Here is an 18405-nt window from a genome sequence, read left to right as displayed (position 1 = left end):
TAAACCTTCCTTTCTACCTGTTTACATGACACTTGATTTTACTAAAAAAAAAAACTAATGACAAGGCAAAAGGTTTACTCTTCTTGTGATTCGATATATTCTTGGTATCTTCTATGTACGGTTGCCTTTGAAATGTTATAGCCAAAACCTCTCAAAGTGGCAGCAATTTCAGCAAAAATTAATCCATTCTTTCTTAGCCGGACAATTTCTTCTACTGGTACTTCAATTTTTTCACGTCCGGAACCTTCACCAAGATTTTTTAAGTTTTTTTCAGGTTTATAACCATTCTGTACAGCTCGCTTCATGCCGCGCTTAATTTTTGCATTATGAAGTTTACGTTGATATTCTTCCACCATGCCAACAATTTTTAAAACCATGGAATCTGATTCTGACAGCTGTAATTCTCCACTTTGAGAGATACTGTAAAGTTTAATATTTTCTTTTAAAATGCAGTGCAAAATCGCTATTTTAGCGTTACCTCTACCAAGTCGGGTTTCGTCCTGGATTAATACCGCATGAACTTGATCATCTTTAATACGCTCTAATAATTGAAAGATCCCTTCTCGGTCGAATTCGTAGCCACTTGCCTTTTCTTTAATTACACTATCAACTTCAAATTGATAGGAATGAGCAAGTTGTGTTAATTCCTCTTCTTGGCGCTTTAATGATGTTTCTTGTGTTTCTTTGTTGGTGCTGACACGGCAGTATATGATTGCTTTCATTGTTATTCCTTTCTATTCACTCACAGCACTAGCTAATTCTTGTGTTGTTAAACCCTTTTCGTTACTCACTGGAATGATAATTTCTTCACCAGGAAAAATTAGGTCTTCATCAATTTCATTATGCTTTTTTATCCAAGAAACAAATTCCTGGTTTGATAATGAATGTTGTTCGGAATATTGGTCAGAGATATCCCAAAGTGAATCCCCTTCTGAAATCGTAATCTTTAAATACTTATCTTGATCATTTGAATGATGTTGAAAAGATAATATGAAGGAAAGTGAACAGCTTAAAATAATTAGAATAATAGCATAGGAGTATTTGTTCCATAATTTTTTCATATAAAAAACACCTCTACTAAGAATATATGTTCGTTTTATTAATATGATTATAAATCGAACGTTTGTTTGTTGTCAACTATTTTTCGAACTTATGTTTGTATAAAAAATACGAACATGGTATAATAAAGACAACAAAAACCAGACGAGGTGGATTTTATCATGGCTAAAATATCAAAGCGGCAGCAGGATATATTAGACTTCATTAAAAGTGAGGTTAAGAGTAAAGGATATCCCCCTTCCGTAAGAGAAATTGGAGAAGCAGTTGGACTTGCTTCCAGCTCCACTGTTCACGGTCATTTAGCAAGGCTGGAAAGCAAAGGACTGATTAGACGGGATCCAACCAAACCAAGAGCAATTGAAATATTAGAAGCAGATGCTGCAGCACATATACCAAGAAATGCAGTTGTAAATGTTCCCGTGGTAGGTAAAGTAACTGCAGGATTACCAATTACAGCTATTGAAAATGTCGAAGAGTTTTTCCCGCTCCCAGAAAGTCTTGCACCTGCAGATGAACAGGTTTTCATGCTAGAAATCATGGGTGAGAGTATGATAGAAGCTGGGATACTAGATGGGGACTACGTCATTGTGAAACAGCAGCCAACCGCGAATAACGGTGATATCGTTGTAGCAATGACCGAGGAAGATGAAGCCACCTGTAAGAGATTTTTTAAAGAAAAAGATTACATACGCCTGCAGCCGGAAAATTCTACAATGGACCCTATTATTCTAAGGAATGTTTCAATTCTAGGAAAAGTTATCGGCGTTTATCGGCATATTCATTAATAGGGAGCTTGCACAACTGTGCATGCTTTTTTTACGTCACATTATTGGGAAAATTTTTCATTTTTATCATATCATGTATATTATATAGTGAAAATTCAGTATTTTTACTCATGTCCATGTTGTAAATGTTTGATATAATTGAACTACACCAAGATTTACCTTAGGTCCAAAAAATTAGGCTTAAGGAGGTTGAGAAACAGTGTTAGCCGACATTATTTTCTCTATTGTAATTGGTGGAACTGTTGGCATTGTTGGACATGTTCGTAAGAACGGAAAAATTATCATGCCAAGGAAAACAAAAAGATTCATTTATCTCGGCTTTTTAGAAGAGTTGCTCCTAGGTGCGGTTGCTGCGCTTCTCCTCGTTCTATATACAGCTCCAAATTCAACGGTTGAAAATATCCTTTTTTCAATCATCGCAGGAATTGGTGGTGATGCCGTTCTTTCTAAAATTAAGCTACTTAATCAGAGTGAAAAGAATAATGAATAAATCGAGAGAAACGCCATGATACTATTCGTATTAAGGCGTTTCTCTTACCAATGAAGACTGTTTATTTGATTATTTTGCTATCCGTGCCTGAATATCAGATAATTTCACCTTAAAAAACGCTTTGTAAACTTCTGTATCCGCTTCCTTAAATACGGAATGGCTCACATAATCTCCTTTTAACGTTCTACGTTCCTCATCAAATAGAAAACATTCCTGACCTTTGGCTCCTGACTCTAGCAAACTTAATATAAGGTCCGGTTTCTTATACGTCTTTTCACGAAGTATTTCTTGGGTTTGAGCATTACAAATTTGCAGTTTATACAATTAGAGCACCTCCCAAATGTTTTCAAGTTAATCATATAATATATATGAGTAGCAGAAGGAAGATAATTGTGAATTTTTCAAGAAATAAGGAAATTATTTTAGCATGTGTGGGGATTGACTACTGTAGTTTGATGTACAGATTAAATGTAATTTACCGTTGGGGCTCTTTTTTCCTCCTACAGGTAAATGCAGTCCTCTTTCATTTACCGCTAGCCTGCTTTTTTTCTCCTACCAGTAAATCCAGTCCTCTTTCATTTACCGTTAGCCTGCTTTTTTCCTCTTTCCAGTAAATCCAGACCTCTTTCATTTACCGCTAGCTTGCTTTTTTCCTCCTACCGGTAAATGCAGCCCTCTTTCATTTACCGCTGGTCTGCTTTTTCCTCATCTCAGTAAATCCAGACCTCTTTCATTTACCGTTCTGCCTCTTTTTTGTCTTCTCGGCAAATCCCCTCTTCTAGTTCCCCACAAACCAACAAAAAAACCCTGTCACTTCAAGCGACAGGGTTTACTGATATTAATACATGCTCATATATTGATCGCGTTCCCATTGGTGAACGACTGTACGGAACATATCCCACTCGATTTCTTTTGCCTCAACAAAGTGTTCCATAATGTGCTCGCCTAGACCAGCCACGATTACTTCATCAGCTTTTAATTGATCTAATGCTTGAGCTAATGTAGCAGGAAGATCGATGATGCCTTCTTCGATTCTTTCTTCTTTGCTCATTACATAGATGTTTCTATCAACTGGTGCTGGAGGAGTTAATTGGTTTTTAATTCCGTCTAAACCAGCTTTTAGAAGAACAGCCATTGCAAGGTATGGATTAGCAGATGGATCAACGCTTCTTACTTCCACACGAGTACTTAATCCACGTGAAGCAGGAATACGAATTAATGGTGAACGGTTTCTAGCTGACCAAGCTACATAGCATGGCGCTTCATAGCCAGGAACAAGACGCTTATAAGAGTTTACTGTTGGGTTGGTAACCGCAGTAAAGGCTGGAGCGTGCTTTAGAATTCCGGCGATAAATTGACGAGCTGTATCGCTCATTTCTAAGTCGCCGCTTGGTTGATAGAATGCATTTTCTCCATTTTTAAATAATGAAAGGTTCATGTGCATTCCAGATCCATTAACTCCGTATAAAGGTTTTGGCATGAATGTTGCGTGCAAGCCATGTTTACGAGCGATGGTTTTAACAACTAATTTAAACGTTTGGATTTGGTCACATGCTGTTAATGCATCAGCATATTTAAAATCAATTTCGTGCTGACCTGGTGCTACTTCGTGGTGAGAAGCTTCAATTTCAAAGCCCATCTCTTCTAATTCAAGAACGATATCACGACGGCAGTTTTCACCTAAATCTGTTGGTGCTAAATCAAAATAACCACCTTGGTCATTTAACTCTAAACTTGGCTCGCCTTTTTCATCTAATTTAAATAAGAAGAATTCCGGCTCAGGTCCTAAGTTAAAGTTTGTAAATCCTAACTCTTCCATTTCTTTTAATACTCTTCTTAAGTTATTTCGAGGATCCCCTTCAAATGGTTTTCCTTCTGGAGTATAAATATCACAAATTAAGCGGGCAACTTTCCCCTTTTCTGCTGTCCATGGGAATACCACCCATGTATTAAGGTCAGGATAAAGCAGCATATCAGACTCTTCAATTCGTACAAAACCTTCGATTGATGATCCGTCAAACATCATTTTGTTATCAAGTGCTTTTTCTAATTGAGAAATTGGAATTTCCACGTTTTTAATAGTTCCAAGGATGTCTGTGAATTGTAAACGAATAAATTTTACGTTTTCCTCAACAGCTAATCTTTTAATATCTTCTCTTGAATACTTTGCCATTTTCTTACCCCCTATTTTTTGAAAAGATGCTGCCAATTTAATGGAAGAATCTTGACATATCTCCTTGACGTAATGATGATCGGTTGTTTCGGCCAGAATGCATCATTTCGTTGCGCAGTAGTTTTCTAAGTTGGTCATCCGTTAATTCGCGTTTAGCCTTCTCTGCTTGTTGTTCGATTATGTTAGATTGTTGTTGCTCTTTTACTAGGAATAATTGTTTAATACCTGCCATGTTCACACCTTGATCAATCAAATCCTTAATTTCTAGAAGCCTATCAATATCATTTAAGCAATATAGACGTCTATTCCCTTCGGTTCGAGCTGGAGAAATCAATTGGTGTTCTTCGTAGTAGCGAATTTGCCTGGCTGTAAGTTCCGTTAACTGCATGACCGTTCCAATTGGGAACAGCGGCATGGAACGGCGAATTTCCTTTCCACTCACCTAATTACTCCTCCCTTCGGGTTTGTTTATAATGCTATTATATTTCGTGTTAGAAAAGTTGTCAATGATATGTTAGATATTCTTACATGGAATTTTCTTAAAGAATTGTACAAACCAATAAATGCACTAAATAAGGTCTATTAATCCTTTTTCAGTTAAATGATCAATCGCGAGGCAAACAGCCATTTTTACATGGGCATATGTTAAACCACCTTGTACATAGGCAACATATGGCGGTCTAATCGGCCCGTCTGCGGTGAGTTCAATACTTGCTCCCTGGATAAAGGTACCTGCAGCCATAATCACGTCGTCCTCGTACCCTGGCATATAGCTCGCATGGGGAGTCACGTATGAATTAATGGGCGACGCAAATTGAATGGCCTGACAAAAAGCAATCATTTTATCAGGGTCATCAAACTGTACAGATTGAATTAAGTCAGTCCTGTTAGCATTCCATTTTGGCGAGGAATTCATACCTAATTTCTCCAGCATTGCCGCCGAGAACACAGCACCTTTTAAGGCCTGGCCCACCACATGAGGAGCTAGGAAAAAGCCTTGATACATTTCTTGAAGACTATAGAGGGATGCACCAGCTTCAGCTCCAATCCCAGGTGAAGTCATCCGATATGAACAAGCTTCTACCCACTTTTTTTTCCCAACGATATATCCGCCAGTCTTCACGATTCCGCCGCCAGGATTTTTAATCAGCGAGCCAGCCATTAATTCCGCACCGACATGACAGGGCTCCAGTTCTTCTACAAATTCTCCGTAGCAGTTATCCACAAATACAACGACATCTGGCTTAATTTCTTTTACATACTTAATCATTTCGCCAATTTCAGCTACTGTAAAAGAAGGTCTTGGGTCATAGCCCTTGGAACGTTGAATCCCAATCATCTTCGTATTCGGTTTTATTTTTTCAGATACTTGATCCCAGTTAATTCGCCCTTCATTTGTCAGGGCAACACTATCATAAGAAATGCCAAATTCTTTTAAAGAACCAACCCCATTTCCACGAAGACCGACGATTTCTTCCAAGGTATCATACGGTTTGCCTGTAATATAAAGGAGTTCATCCCCAGGGCGAAGAACACCAAATAATGCAATGGAAATGGCATGGGTACCAGAAATGATTTGCGAGCGAACCAGTCCTGCTTCACCGCCAAGGACATCTGCATAGACATTTTCCAACGTATCTCTTCCTATGTCATCGTAGCCGTATCCAGTTGACGGGATAAAATGAGAGTCACTGACCCGATGTTTTTGAAAACTCTGTAAAACCCTAAATTGATTGGTTTCGATTCTTTCATCAATTTCCTTATGTACCCCAGCAATTTGTTGTTCGACTTCCCTAACGATTGGCTGGAGTTTTTCCCCATTTTTTAACTGTTGAAACATGCATGAATCTCCTATCTACTTTTATAATTCTGTAATTGGCCTGTAATTTGATGATCTTGTAGCGAAAATCCCTTACAGTGATATAACTGACTATCTTCATCAAAAGAAAGTCCTCTTAAGATGGTCTCATTTTTTAATTGAGAAAGCAGTTTTCCCTCCGTAGAAGGAACGGCTACCTCATAAGGAACCATCAATTCCATCACAATTTGCTCTATTTTTTCTTTTAAAGAATGGCGGTCATTCTCGTCAAAAGCACTGATAAATGCTGTTGGTGTATCCGCAGTTGGGACAAAATCGGCATGCTGAATATCCCTCTTATTATATACCGTTATTTGCGGGATATCTTTCACTTCTAAGTCATCTAGCAGTCTTTTTACCGTTTTCTCATGATGGAAATAATCCGGGTTGGACATATCCACTACATGAAGCAGCAGATCCGCCTCCTTTACTTCCTCGAGGGTGGACCGGAAGGCAGCAATCAGCGTTGTCGGTAAATCTTGAATGAAGCCAACTGTATCCGTAATCAAAGCAAAGAAACCACTGGGCAGGATCAATTTTCGTGTCATTGGATCAAGGGTGGCAAACAATTGATTTTCCTCATAAGACTCGGCTTCGGATAAACGGTTAAACAAGGTTGATTTACCAGCATTGGTATATCCAACAATCGCCACTTGAAAGGCTTTATTTTTCTTCCTTCTTTCTCGGTATCGATCCCTGTGCTGAACGATGACAGAAAGCTGACTTTTGATATCATCGATTCTTCGCCGGATGTGACGACGGTCCGATTCTAATTTCGTTTCACCAGGTCCTCTAGTCCCAATTCCGGCACCAAGACGAGATAAAGCGGTCCCCTGACCGGCAAGCCGCGGTAGTATGTATTGCAATTGAGCAAGTTCCACTTGCAGTTTCCCTTCTTTGGACCTCGCTCGCTGTGCAAAGATATCTAAGATCAGCTGGGTGCGGTCAATCACCCGGGCATTTAATTCTGTAGCAAGATTTCTCTTTTGACTTGGCGAGAGTTCATCATTAAAAATGACGATATCAGGCTCAAGTTCTTCTACGAGTGCATTTAGTTCTTCGACTTTCCCTTTACCTATGTATGTCGCTGGATGACGGCGCTCTCGTTTTTGAACCACAGATACCAACACTTCCCCCTGAGCGGTTTCAGTTAATGCCTCTAACTCCTCCATTGAATAGTGAAAACGTAAGTCATCGTCCCCGCTGGTTTGGCAGCCAACCAGGATTACTTTCTCTTTCGTTTCTTTCTGCTCCAAAAGGCATCCTTCCTTTCTAAACATCTAGCTTTCATCATAACAAAAAATATATATAATCTCTATTTTCTCCAATTCCCAAAAAACTTATTGTTTTTTTTCTACAACATGATAAAATTTTAATGTTTGAAACCCGTTACATATTTACTATATTAATAGTGTAAAAATAAAATAGACATCAAGGGGATAGCAAAAATGACATGGGATGTTTTAAGTATGATTGGAACCATAGCCTTCGCTGTCAGTGGAGCAATTGTGGCGATGGAGGAAGAATATGATATTTTCGGGGTTTATATTTTAGGAATCGTTACTGCTTTCGGAGGCGGAGCAATTCGAAATTTATTAATTGGCGTACCGGTATCTGCACTTTGGGACCAAGGATTATTTTTTCAAATTGCCTTGTTATCAATTACTGCTGTGTTTTTATTTCCAAGCAATCTTCTCAAACACTGGCAAAAATGGGGGAACTTATTTGATGCGATCGGCCTCTCTGCTTTTGCCATTCAAGGTGGCATTTACGCCGTAAAAATGGACCTCCCTCTTAGTGCTGTAATCGTTGCCTCGGTCTTAACTGGAATTGGCGGCGGAATCATTCGTGATTTATTAGCCGGAAGAAAGCCTATTGTACTAAGAGCAGAAATTTATGCGCTCTGGGCTATTTTGACAGGCTTATTTCTCGGGCTGGGTATTGCTGAACAGCCATTGGAGTTATATTCCTTATTTGTTATTGTAACTGTGTTACGAGTACTTTCTTATACCTTTAATTGGAAATTGCCCATTCGTAAGCTCGAAGCAAATTAAGATTCTTTTCCAAATAGAAACGACAGATTATCAAGAATCTGTCGTTTTTTTATGGTTAATCTTCTTCAAACACAAGATCATTACTTCTAAGTGTCATTAATTCATGACGGTCATAGCTATTTAACATAAGCAGCCTCATCGCCTGAGCACGGATTGATTTTTCAATAATATTTCGAACATACCTACCGTTTGAAAAACTATTTGGGCTTAATACTGCTTTCACCCATATTAAATGTTCTTTAAGCTTTTTTTCCGCTTCACGACTGAATGCGTATTCTCTTTCAATTAGCATTCTACCTGAAATCTCCATTAATTGATCGATATTATAATCAGGAAAATCTACCACTAACGGAAAGCGCGAATGCAGCCCAGGATTAAGCGTTAAGAAATGATCCATTTCCCGAGAATATCCGGCAAGAATCAGAATAAATTCATGCTGTTTATCCTCCATATGCTTTACTAGGGTATCAATAGCCTCTTTGCCAAAATCCTTTTCACCACCTCGGCCCAATGAGTACGCCTCATCAATAAACAAGATTCCCCCTTGGGCCTTCTTGATTAAATCTCTAGTCTTTTGTGCGGTGTGGCCAATATACTCGCCGACGAGGTCAGCACGCTCAGCCTCAATTAAATGACCTTTTGTTAATACACTCATTTTTTGAAAAAGCTTGCCAATTAGTCTTGCTACTGTCGTTTTTCCTGTACCTGGATTTCCTTTAAACATCATATGAAGGGCTTGTTTTCTTGCTTTCAAACCCATTTCTTCACGTTTTTTATTTACATAAATCCAAGCATAAATTTCCTTAATCATCATTTTCATTTCTTCCATCCCAACCAATGCCCCAAGCTCGTCTTCAATTTCTTTAAGAGCCGTGTGTTCAGGCGGAATATCCTTCGGAACCACTTGAAATTCAGGTAACTCTTTTGAAATGGTTTTTCCCTTTTGTGAGTTGAGGACAACACTTATTTGGCCGTTACTTTTCATTCGAATGGGTTGGTCCAAAGCTTTCACCTCTCATTTTCGCCAACAGATTACAAAGGATGCTTTTTTATGGCCACTCAGAATTTATCCTCTAAATTCCGACCTCAAATATACTTAGGAGAAATGCATAGTCCTTCAACTAATATGTATTCATACACGTTGAATTTCATTAAAAAAGTTTTCACAAAAATAAAAAAAAGCCCTTAAGATGGGCTCTTAAAAACTTATTGGTTATCCAATTCAAGATGAACGTTTCTTTGCGGTGCAAAGGTTGAGATGGCATGCTTATATACTAATTGCTGCTTTCCTTCTGATTCAAAAAGGACTGTAAAATTATCAAAGCCTTTAATTTGGCCTCTTAATTGGAATCCGTTTAATAAAAAGACGGTCACATGTATGTTATCTTTGCGGCACTGGTTTAAATATTGGTCCTGAATATTAATTGTTGTTTTCATTTGTATTTCCTCCTCTTTTATCTCTACTAATATGTATTCGATTTTACTTTAAGCTTTCCTTCAACACAATGTGAAATTTCCTTTATTTTTTTTGATATATTCTCCACATCGGTCATATCAAACCAAACAACATCCATCTTGTTCCGAAACCATGTCAATTGTCTTTTCGCGTATCTTCTCGAATTTTGCTTTAAATTGGCTATTGCTTCTTCTAACGACATTTTACCATCAAAGTATGTAAAAATCTCTTTGTAGCCTATCGCTTGGATGGATTGGCAATCACGTAAACCCTGTTGATATAGACGTTTTACTTCTTCTATGAGCCCTTCCTCAACCATGATATCCACTCGGTAGTTGATCCGCTCATAAAGTTTCTCTCGTTCCATTGTTAACCCAATAATCGCAGTATCGTACAAAAGGTCTGGTTGCTGCGTACTTTGAAACTCTTGCATTGTCTTCCCTGTCAGATGGAAAATTTCAAGAGCACGAATGACTCTTCTTATATTATTCGGGTGGATTTGTGAAGCACTTTCAGGATCCACCTCCATTAATTCTTTATACAGAGCTTCATTTCCGATTTCCTTTACTCTTTCCTCCAGCATAAGACGATATGTCTCATCACCGGGCACATCTGAAAATTGATAATCATAAATGACAGACTGTATATATAACCCTGTTCCACCAGCAATGATAGGCAGCTTGCCTTTTTGGACAATCTCATCAATCTTAGCCCGAACAAGGTGTTGAAATTCGGCAACCGAAAAATTTTCAGTTGGCTCCTTAATATCAATTAGATGGTGTGGAATTCCTTCCATTTCTTCTGGTTTAATTTTTGCTGTACCAATATCCATGCCACGATAGATCTGCATCGAGTCCCCGCTGATAATCTCTCCATTATAGCGTTTAGCCATTTCGATACTTAACTTTGTTTTTCCGACAGCAGTTGGTCCGATGATTACTAATAACTTTTGTTTTAAATCCAATATTTTCACACTGCCTTATCCCATTTTCAGTGAAAGCACGCTTTCGATTCCACTTTCACCCCTTTATCGTAACATAAATTTAAAAAGCAGTTGAACATCAAACTATTATATACATAAAAGTTCTTTTCTATGCTCCTAATCCACATGAATCATAATTTTTCATTTTCATTACCAAAAAGGAATAATTTTCTTGTAACTTTACAAAAGGATAACGGTTCATTTACAAACCGCTTACTACCCCCAACTTTATGATAGACTACCCGTAGCATATCTAGTAACCAAAAATAATGGAATAAGGTGAAAAAAGATGTTATCAACTTTTGATATTGGAATTGATTTAGGAACTGCAAATATACTTGTGTATAGTAAAAATAAAGGAATTGCGATAAATGAACCAGCGGTGGTAGCAATCGATACGGTCACCAAAAATGTAGTAGCAGTTGGTCAGGAAGCTAAAGAAATGATTGGAAAAACTCCTGAAAAAATCGTGGCTATTCGTCCGATGAAGGATGGGGTAATCGCCGATTATGATGTAACGACTGAATTACTGAAACATATCATGCGCAAGGCATCCAAAAAGATTGGATTTGCCGTCCGGAAACCAAATGTTGTCGTTAGTATCCCATCTGGTTCTACAAGTGTGGAGAGAAGAGCGATCCAAGATGCGGTAAGACAAGCTGGTGCAAAGAAAATCAGCTTAATCGAAGAACCGGTCGCAGCAGCAATCGGGGCAGGAATGCCAGTTGATGAACCTGTTGCCAATGTTGTGGTTGATATTGGAGGCGGTAATACGGAAGTTGCCATTATCTCCTTTGGTGGTGTGGTTGCCTGCCATTCAATTAAAATCGGTGGAGACCGTCTGGATGAAGATATCATTCAACATATTCGAAAAGAATATAATATCCTCATTGGCGAAAGAACAGCGGAAAACATCAAGATGGAAATTGGATATGCCCTCATTGACCACGAGGAAATTTTCATGGACATCCGCGGTCGTGACCTTGTAACAGGTCTGCCAAAAACAATTAAACTATCATCATATGAAATCCGTGTGGCTATCAAGGAAGCACTTTTGCATATTTTAGAAGCCATCCGTGCAACTCTAGAAGATTGTCCAGCCGAACTAAGCGGGGACATTGTCGACCGTGGTGTGATTCTGACAGGTGGTGGTGCTTTATTAAATGGAATGGAGGCATGGCTAAGCCAAGAGATCGTCGTTCCCGTCCAGCTTGCCCCAAACCCGCTAGAATCAGTAGCAATGGGTACTGGCAGGGCCCTGCAGTACATGAGTAAAGTGCAAGCCGCAATGAAATAAACCAATTCAAGAGCGAAACCAGGGATACTCCCCTATATAAAAACTTTTTGAAAAAAGCTGTAGAATTCTGCAGCTTTTTCTTTATTATTAGATCGCCATTTAATGTTTGTTAGTTTCAAAGAGTTAATTAATCGGATACAGAAAGCCTACATGACAGAAAATGTCGAAATTTGTTGAAAAATATTATTTCATTGTATCCGCTTCCACTTGTTAAAATTATTTTATCATAAATATTTATAATTTTTTTTGTTTTTAAACTATTCTTTTTTTTTTAATTGCACAGGGGAGGCATGATTAATGCAGCAGCTAAGAAAAGAGGAACTAAAGGAGAAGAATTTGACCGAAACGGTTCAAGTAAGTATCGACGTTCCACCACATATTAGAGACAGATTTTTGGAAGCAGTAGAAAAAAGCGGAAAGACAATTAATGATGTTTTAAAGTTGTATATGCAAAAATATACGTGGAAACAGGGAGAATTGCAGAGAAATAGACAAAAACGCCGTCAAGAACTTGGCTGATGCTACGGAATTAAAGAAGAGCAAAAAGCCTTACNNGTAAGGCTTTTTGCTCTTCTCATAGGTTCTGTGCTCACTTTCTACATATTGAAAATCACATCACCCGTTTAAACATTTTTTCCATTTCATAAACCGAATAATGGACAATGATCGGTCTTCCATGCGGACACGTAAATGGATCGGAGGCCTTACGTAGATCATCCAAGAGTGCTTGGATCTCGTCATTTCGTAAATGGCGGTTCGCTTTAATGGATGCTTTACAACTCATCATAATCGCGGCTTCTTCACGCAGTTTCTTTATATCTACCTTTTTCATTAATAATAGCTGCTCAATCATCTCTTCAATGATTTCTTTTTCCTCCCCTTTTGGAAACCACTGCGGGTGGGAACGAACAATATAGCTATTAATCCCGAACTCCTCAAGAAAAACTCCAACTTTTTCGAGCTCGTGTTGGTATTCATTTATTTTCAAAAATTCATCCGTCGAATATTCAAACGTTAAGGGTACCAGCATTTCTTGTAACTCAGATTGGACCTGACCTACCTTTTCCCGGAAATACTCGTACTTTAACCGCTCTTGGGCTGCGTGCTGGTCAATGATATATAAGCCATTTTCATTCTGAGCAAAAATATAGGTCCCATGCATTTGCCCAATTGTATATAACCGGGGGACTCTACTTTCTGAAGGTGTGTCACACTTAGTCTCGATTATATCAGGGTTGGGTTGAACAGTAGTGCTTACATATGAATCAGACCTAGCCGGCGCCTCACTAAATGGATTCGTCTCGAACCAGGTGTCAGGCACCATTGTTTCTTCCTCTTCGATTTCGGGTTGAATCGGCCATTTGGAAATAGGTGTTTCCGTTGATCCATCACCCAGCGACGGACGTTTTTCTTGGACGATTGCCGTGGCTTCTGGTCGGAACCACTCTAACTCTTTCCTCTCGACAGGCGTTATGGTTCCTTCATCAAGGGCCAAGGAAGTTTGTTCTTCCTTTGGCGTTTCTTTTTTCACGGCTGTATAGGCTGTCGGGATGAGGATTTTCGATTTAAACTCCTCTTTTATCATCGTTGTGACAAGTTCATTCAACTCTGCTTCTTTACTAATACGGACCTCCATCTTGGAAGGGTGAACATTGACGTCCACAAGCAATGGGTCCATCTCAATGTTCAGGAGAACAATTGGGAACCTGCCGATTGGAAGCAAGGTATGGTAGCCTTCTTGGATCGCCTTGGCTAATGGATAGTTTTTGATAAAACGGCCATTAATCATCGTTGAAATATAGTTTCGTGAAGCTCTGGTTACCTCAGGCATGGAAGCAAAACCCGTGATGTAATAATCGAGCGATGTCCCGGAGATGGGAACCAGCTGCTTGGCGATTCCCAAACCATAAATCGATGCTAGGACCTGGCGAACATCTCCGTTTCCATTGGTTTGCAATAATTTCCTATCATTATGGATGAGGCGGAAGGCTACTTCTGGATGGGAAAGGGCCAATCGATTCACAACGTCCGTTATATTTCCAAGCTCGGTATGAATGGTCTTCATATATTTCAAGCGGGCAGGTGTATTGAAAAATAAATCGGTAATCGTAATATCGGTTCCTCTTCGGCTCGATGCTTTCTCAAATATTTCCACTTTGCCGCCCTCGATAACCACCCGATTTCCTGCCCCTTCACCCGTAGAAGTTTTCATCTCGAGCCGTGAAACAGAGGCGACACTTGGCAGAGCCTCTCCCCGGAATCCGAGGGTCCTGATTCGGAACAAATCATTTTCATTCTTTATTTTAGAGGTGGCATGGCGTTGAAAGGCGAGTAACACATCTTCTTCCTCAATCCCATATCCATTGTCAGTAATGCGGATTTTGGCAAGTCCGGCTTCTTCCACTTCAATTTCAATCACCGTACTGCCCGCGTCAATTGAATTTTCAACCAACTCTTTTACCACGGAGGCAGGGCGCTCGACTACCTCTCCCGCTGCGATTTTATTCGATAAGGCATCATCTAATTGAATAATTTTCCCCATTCCATTCACCCCCTACTTTAACTTTTTTTGGAGCTCATACAACATATTTATTGCTTGAAGTGGTGTTAAATCCAATATATCTAATTCCTTCATTTTATCAATCACACGCTTCTCTTTAGAAGATAACTCTTGCTTCTTCACATCTTTCGGTTCGTCAAAGAAAGAAAGTTGAGCAGGCTGTTCTTCTACGTGAACTACCTCCACTACTTCTGTTTTCGGCTTGACCTCCTGGGAATCTGACTGCTCTAGCGCAGTTAATATTTCATTCGCACGGCTGATTAAGTCAGAAGGCAGTCCTGCCAGCTGAGCGACATGAATTCCGTAACTCTTGTCAGCTGGTCCTTCTTTTATTTTATGAAGAAAGACGACTTTTCCATTATGCTCAATCGCACTAACGTGAATGTTTTGCAGCTTAGATAGTTCTTCCTCTAAAACCGTTAATTCATGATAATGGGTGGAAAAAAGAGTCTTTGCCCCAATATTGGTATGAATGTATTCAATGATTGCTTGTGCAAGGGCCATCCCATCATAAGTGGAGGTACCACGCCCGATTTCGTCAAATAAGATTAAGCTGTTTTGTGTAGCATTTGAAATCGCATTTTTAGCTTCAAGCATTTCAACCATAAAAGTACTTTGTCCGGAAATTAAATCATCGGCTGCACCAATCCGGGTAAATACTTGATCAAAAATGGGCAGGACCGCTTCGGAGGCTGGGACGTAACAGCCGATTTGCGCTAGTATCGCAACCAAAGCGACTTGACGCATATAGGTACTTTTCCCCGACATGTTCGGGCCTGTAATCAATAAAACTTCCCGGTCGTTGTCCATGAAGCAATCATTTGGGACGTATTCCTGGGCGTTCAATACCTTTTCTACCACGGGATGACGGCCTTCTTTAACAACGACACGACCCTCCATGGAAAACTGTGGTTTAACATAATGGCGGTCTTCACTTACCTGAGCGAAACACTGAAGGACATCCATTTCACTAATCGTTTTTGCCAATGCTTGTAAACGCGGAATCTGTTCTTTTACAATCTCGCGAATCTCCGTAAACAATTCATATTCCAGTTCACTGCTTTTTTCCTCTGCTTGTAAAATTAATGCTTCTTTTTCTTTTAACTCCGGAGTAATAAACCGTTCCGCATTGGATAATGTTTGTTTCCGTTCGTATTGTCCTTCTTCTAACAGATGGAGGTTTGCACGTGTAATCTCAATATAATAACCAAATACACGGTTATAACCAACTTTTAGTGACTTAATACCGGTCTTCTCACGTTCTTCCCGTTCCAGCTGAGCAATCCACGTTTTTCCATTCCGGCTGGCATCACGATATTGATCGAGCTGGGCATTGTACCCATCGCGAATCATATTCCCTTCTTTTAAGGAAAGCGGTGGATTTTCAACAATCGCCTGCTCCAACAGATCTGTAATTTCTTCACAAGGATCCAGCAGTTCGGCGATTTTGTTCACTTGTTCATTATGCATGCCTTGTAAAATTTGTTGTAAAAAGGGAACCTGCATTAATGAGCGCTTTAATTGAACCAAATCACGGGCATTGATATTCCCAAAGGCAACCCTTCCTGCTAATCGTTCTAAATCATAAACTTCCTTTAGCTTTTCACGAAGTTCTTGACGCTCAAAATAATGTGATATTAGGACTTCCACAATCGCTTGACGAGATTCAATGTCAGTTTGGCTAATTAACGGCCGGTCGATCCAGTGCTTTAACATCCTGCCGCCCATTGCGGTCATCGTTTCATCAAGAAGCCATAATAATGAACCTTTTTTCCCCTTGGAACGAATCGTTTCTGTTAATTCAAGATTACGTTTGGAATAGTAATCAATTTTCATATATTGATGGATTTGGTAGGTGGTGACTGGCTGTAGATGATCCAAACTTCTTTTTTGCGACCGGTATAAATAATGAAAAAGCCGCGCCATTGTTTGCTTTAGCTTTTCTTGATTCAAATCTTTTAGCAAATGAGAAAAATTCATATCTATTGAACTATTATCTTCAAATGAAATCGCTAAGACGTCACGTTCCCGAAGTTTCTTTTGCCATTCACCGTCAAAGTTGCTCGCAACAACTACTTCCTTCGCACTTAGAACGGCTAACTCATTTAGGACCTCATCAAAATTTTTCGATAGGAGTGTGACTCGGCTTTCACCAGTTGAGATATCATTGTAGGCGAAACCAAAGGTTTCATCATCAAATTGGGTAATTGAGGCAATATAATTATTCTCTTTATCCGATAACCCCTTCCCTTCCATCACTGTACCAGGCGTGATTAATTGGACAACTTCCCTTTTCACCATACCCTTGGTCAGCTTCGGGTCTTCAACCTGCTCACAAATCGCCACTTTAAAGCCTTTTGAAATGAGCTGTTCAATATAGTTAGGTGCAGAATGATAGGGAACGCCGCACATCGGAATCCGTTCATCCGTGCCACCTTGTCTGCTTGTTAGAGTTATTTCTAATTCTTGTGATGCTTTAATGGCATCATCGAAAAACATTTCATAAAAATCGCCTAAGCGAAAAAATAAAAAGGCATCTTGGTAATCTGCCTTAACGGTTAAGTATTGTTGTATCATCGGCGTATATGCAGCCATAATGACCTCCACTAAAAAAAGACTTTCGATTTTCTTCGACAAATCATTATACCATACTTCTAGAGGACTTTATTAGGAAGAAAAATCCTAATTATAGAACGGAGTGAAATGGAACTATTTTATATTTTTGAAGAGGTGTAAAAGCAATTCCATCGAATATAATTAGAAAAGGTAAAGGTACATTAGCCGAATTAGGTGGTGGAGTTATGGATGGGGTGTTTGGCCGCAGTTTCACAAACTATGATTTTGACATGTTTTCAACCAGTCATTTTGTAATTATTACCATCTTAATCCTAGGTTCCAGCATAATCTATCTTAATAGAGATAAACTGAATGCTAGGCAAAGACGGCGAACCGAGATCGGTATCGCTATCACTCTCATCATCATGGAATTGACCTATCATTTTTGGATGATTATAAATGGCAGTTGGAATGTTAGTCACGCTATTCCATTGGAGTTATGCAGCATTAGTTTAATATTAACCGTCCTTCTGTTGCTGACAAGGAAAAGAATTATCTACGAGATATTATTATTTACTGCTTTATTAGGCGCATCACAGGCATTATTCACTCCAGCTTTAAATTATGACTTCCCACATTTTCGGTTTTTCCATTTCTTTTATACACATCTGATGGAAATCTGGGTGCCGCTTTATTTTACATGGGCAAAAGGTTACCGGCCGACAATTTGGTCCGTCTTAAAATTATGTATCTTTTTAAATGTGCTTATGCCAATCATTATGTTGATCAATAAGCTGGTGGGCGGAAATTATATGTTCTTAAGTCATAAGCCTGACAGTGCGAGTTTATTAGATGTACTAGGCCCCTATCCATGGTACATTTTATCACTGGAAGGTTTATTAATTGGGCTCAGTTTAATCGTTTGGTTGATATTCCGTGAAAAAACTTCGAAAGGAACCGAAATGGCCAGAGAACTACCGTTCCAATAATATCAACTTTTTATTGACCTTTTGTCATTAACAAATTATAATAAATAACGTTCCTAATACTTGTCTCGATAGCTCAGCACGAATGAATATGCTGCCAAGTTTTTACTTCAGCGTACTGATTGAACCGCTTCTTGAATATGCTTTCT

18 protein-coding genes are annotated in these 18405 nt (G+C 39.2%); 6 read left to right on the top strand and 12 right to left on the bottom strand.

The window, feature by feature from the left end; translation table 11 throughout:
• Positions 1-74 precede the first annotated feature (74 nt).
• Positions 75-722, bottom strand: a complete 648-nt coding sequence (locus COJ96_RS06975) for a YneB family resolvase-like protein (protein ID WP_098572240.1) — start codon at positions 720-722, stop codon at positions 75-77.
• A gap of 12 nt (positions 723-734) precedes the next feature.
• Positions 735-1061: a cell division suppressor protein YneA gene (gene yneA, locus COJ96_RS06970; RefSeq protein WP_098572239.1), complete on the bottom strand. Its 327-nt coding sequence runs from the start codon at positions 1059-1061 to the stop codon at positions 735-737.
• Between the two features lie 159 nt (positions 1062-1220).
• Here yneA and lexA point away from each other — a divergent pair, with 159 nt between their 5' ends.
• Together lexA and COJ96_RS06960 are read left to right on the top strand one after the other, a co-directional pair.
• Positions 1221-1844 (top strand): transcriptional repressor LexA, encoded by a 624-nt coding sequence (gene lexA / locus COJ96_RS06965; RefSeq protein WP_098572238.1) that lies wholly within the window; start codon positions 1221-1223, stop codon positions 1842-1844.
• Positions 1845-2043: 199 nt separating this feature from the next.
• Positions 2044-2334: a DUF4257 domain-containing protein gene (locus COJ96_RS06960; RefSeq protein ID WP_098572237.1), complete on the top strand. Its 291-nt coding sequence runs from the start codon at positions 2044-2046 to the stop codon at positions 2332-2334.
• Between the two features lie 69 nt (positions 2335-2403).
• Here the strand turns inward: COJ96_RS06960 and COJ96_RS06955 are convergent, their stop codons facing one another.
• The 5 genes from COJ96_RS06955 to hflX form a co-directional block, all read right to left on the bottom strand.
• A complete protein-coding gene (locus COJ96_RS06955) occupies positions 2404-2658 on the bottom strand; it encodes a hypothetical protein (RefSeq protein ID WP_098572236.1) in 255 nt (84 codons plus the stop codon).
• Positions 2659-3172: 514 nt separating this feature from the next.
• On the bottom strand, positions 3173-4507 hold the full coding sequence (gene glnA, locus COJ96_RS06950) for a type I glutamate--ammonia ligase (RefSeq protein WP_098572235.1): 1335 nt from the start codon (positions 4505-4507) through the stop codon (positions 3173-3175).
• A 37-nt stretch (positions 4508-4544) separates the two neighbouring features.
• Positions 4545-4922, bottom strand: coding sequence for a MerR family transcriptional regulator (locus COJ96_RS06945; RefSeq protein WP_180230015.1), 378 nt, complete (start codon positions 4920-4922; stop codon positions 4545-4547).
• 153 nt (positions 4923-5075) lie between these two features.
• A complete protein-coding gene (locus tag COJ96_RS06940; RefSeq protein ID WP_098572233.1) occupies positions 5076-6347 on the bottom strand; it encodes a methionine gamma-lyase family protein in 1272 nt (423 codons plus the stop codon).
• 11 nt (positions 6348-6358) lie between these two features.
• A complete protein-coding gene (gene hflX, locus COJ96_RS06935) occupies positions 6359-7645 on the bottom strand; it encodes a GTPase HflX (protein WP_180230008.1) in 1287 nt (428 codons plus the stop codon).
• 168 nt (positions 7646-7813) lie between these two features.
• Here hflX and COJ96_RS06930 point away from each other — a divergent pair, with 168 nt between their 5' ends.
• Entirely contained in the window at positions 7814-8419 is a 606-nt protein-coding gene (locus tag COJ96_RS06930) for a trimeric intracellular cation channel family protein (protein WP_098572231.1), read from the top strand.
• Positions 8420-8474: 55 nt separating this feature from the next.
• Here COJ96_RS06930 and spoVK read toward each other — a convergent pair whose 3' ends face one another.
• The 3 genes from spoVK to miaA all read right to left on the bottom strand — a co-directional run bounded on the left by spoVK (position 8475) and on the right by miaA (position 10839).
• Complete coding sequence (spoVK, locus tag COJ96_RS06925) at positions 8475-9422, bottom strand: stage V sporulation protein K (RefSeq protein WP_098572230.1); 948 nt, start codon at positions 9420-9422, stop codon at positions 8475-8477.
• Between the two features lie 203 nt (positions 9423-9625).
• Positions 9626-9856, bottom strand: coding sequence for an RNA chaperone Hfq (gene hfq, locus COJ96_RS06920; RefSeq protein ID WP_026566590.1), 231 nt, complete (start codon positions 9854-9856; stop codon positions 9626-9628).
• 26 nt (positions 9857-9882) lie between these two features.
• Complete coding sequence (miaA, locus tag COJ96_RS06915) at positions 9883-10839, bottom strand: tRNA (adenosine(37)-N6)-dimethylallyltransferase MiaA (protein ID WP_098572270.1); 957 nt, start codon at positions 10837-10839, stop codon at positions 9883-9885.
• Positions 10840-11146: 307 nt separating this feature from the next.
• Here miaA and mreBH point away from each other — a divergent pair, with 307 nt between their 5' ends.
• Both mreBH and COJ96_RS06905 read left to right on the top strand, forming a co-directional pair.
• A complete protein-coding gene (mreBH, locus tag COJ96_RS06910; RefSeq protein WP_098572229.1) occupies positions 11147-12154 on the top strand; it encodes a rod-share determining protein MreBH in 1008 nt (335 codons plus the stop codon).
• Positions 12155-12451: 297 nt separating this feature from the next.
• Positions 12452-12673, top strand: coding sequence for a hypothetical protein (locus COJ96_RS06905; RefSeq protein WP_098572228.1), 222 nt, complete (start codon positions 12452-12454; stop codon positions 12671-12673).
• A 91-nt stretch (positions 12674-12764) separates the two neighbouring features.
• Here COJ96_RS06905 and mutL read toward each other — a convergent pair whose 3' ends face one another.
• Positions 12765-14696, bottom strand: coding sequence for a DNA mismatch repair endonuclease MutL (mutL, locus tag COJ96_RS06900; protein ID WP_098572227.1), 1932 nt, complete (start codon positions 14694-14696; stop codon positions 12765-12767).
• Between the two features lie 12 nt (positions 14697-14708).
• The gene (gene mutS / locus COJ96_RS06895; protein ID WP_180230007.1) at positions 14709-17309 is read right to left on the bottom strand and encodes a DNA mismatch repair protein MutS; all 2601 of its coding nucleotides are present in this window, start codon (positions 17307-17309) and stop codon (positions 14709-14711) included.
• Positions 17310-17515: 206 nt separating this feature from the next.
• Between mutS and COJ96_RS06890 the strand changes: the two genes are divergently transcribed.
• A complete protein-coding gene (locus COJ96_RS06890; protein ID WP_098572226.1) occupies positions 17516-18259 on the top strand; it encodes a YwaF family protein in 744 nt (247 codons plus the stop codon).
• The last annotated feature ends 146 nt before the right edge of the window (positions 18260-18405 follow it).

Origin of the sequence: Bacillus sp. AFS073361, from assembly GCF_002567005.1 — a bacterium.
Lineage (GTDB): Bacteria > Bacillota > Bacilli > Bacillales > Cytobacillaceae > Neobacillus.
The sequence above is the reverse complement of the archived record's forward strand: the minus strand, read 5'-3'. Positions and strand labels throughout refer to the sequence as shown.

Excerpts from the sequence above, each read along its gene's own strand:
- lexA (WP_098572238.1), top strand. The coding sequence starts at position 1,221 with ATGGCTAAAATATCAAAGCGGCAGCAGGATATATTAGACTTCATTAAA.
- COJ96_RS06945 (WP_180230015.1), bottom strand. The coding sequence starts at position 4,922 with ATGCCGCTGTTCCCAATTGGAACGGTCATGCAGTTAACGGAACTTACA.
- COJ96_RS06930 (WP_098572231.1), top strand. The coding sequence starts at position 7,814 with ATGACATGGGATGTTTTAAGTATGATTGGAACCATAGCCTTCGCTGTC.
- glnA (WP_098572235.1), bottom strand. The coding sequence starts at position 4,507 with ATGGCAAAGTATTCAAGAGAAGATATTAAAAGATTAGCTGTTGAGGAA.
- mutL (WP_098572227.1), bottom strand. The coding sequence starts at position 14,696 with ATGGGGAAAATTATTCAATTAGATGATGCCTTATCGAATAAAATCGCA.
- hflX (WP_180230008.1), bottom strand. The coding sequence starts at position 7,645 with ATGTTTAGAAAGGAAGGATGCCTTTTGGAGCAGAAAGAAACGAAAGAG.
- COJ96_RS06975 (WP_098572240.1), bottom strand. The coding sequence starts at position 722 with ATGAAAGCAATCATATACTGCCGTGTCAGCACCAACAAAGAAACACAA.
- mreBH (WP_098572229.1), top strand. The coding sequence starts at position 11,147 with ATGTTATCAACTTTTGATATTGGAATTGATTTAGGAACTGCAAATATA.
- hfq (WP_026566590.1), bottom strand. The coding sequence starts at position 9,856 with ATGAAAACAACAATTAATATTCAGGACCAATATTTAAACCAGTGCCGC.
- yneA (WP_098572239.1), bottom strand. The coding sequence starts at position 1,061 with ATGAAAAAATTATGGAACAAATACTCCTATGCTATTATTCTAATTATT.
- COJ96_RS06890 (WP_098572226.1), top strand. The coding sequence starts at position 17,516 with ATGGATGGGGTGTTTGGCCGCAGTTTCACAAACTATGATTTTGACATG.
- COJ96_RS06905 (WP_098572228.1), top strand. The coding sequence starts at position 12,452 with ATGCAGCAGCTAAGAAAAGAGGAACTAAAGGAGAAGAATTTGACCGAA.
- COJ96_RS06940 (WP_098572233.1), bottom strand. The coding sequence starts at position 6,347 with ATGTTTCAACAGTTAAAAAATGGGGAAAAACTCCAGCCAATCGTTAGG.
- mutS (WP_180230007.1), bottom strand. The coding sequence starts at position 17,309 with ATGGCTGCATATACGCCGATGATACAACAATACTTAACCGTTAAGGCA.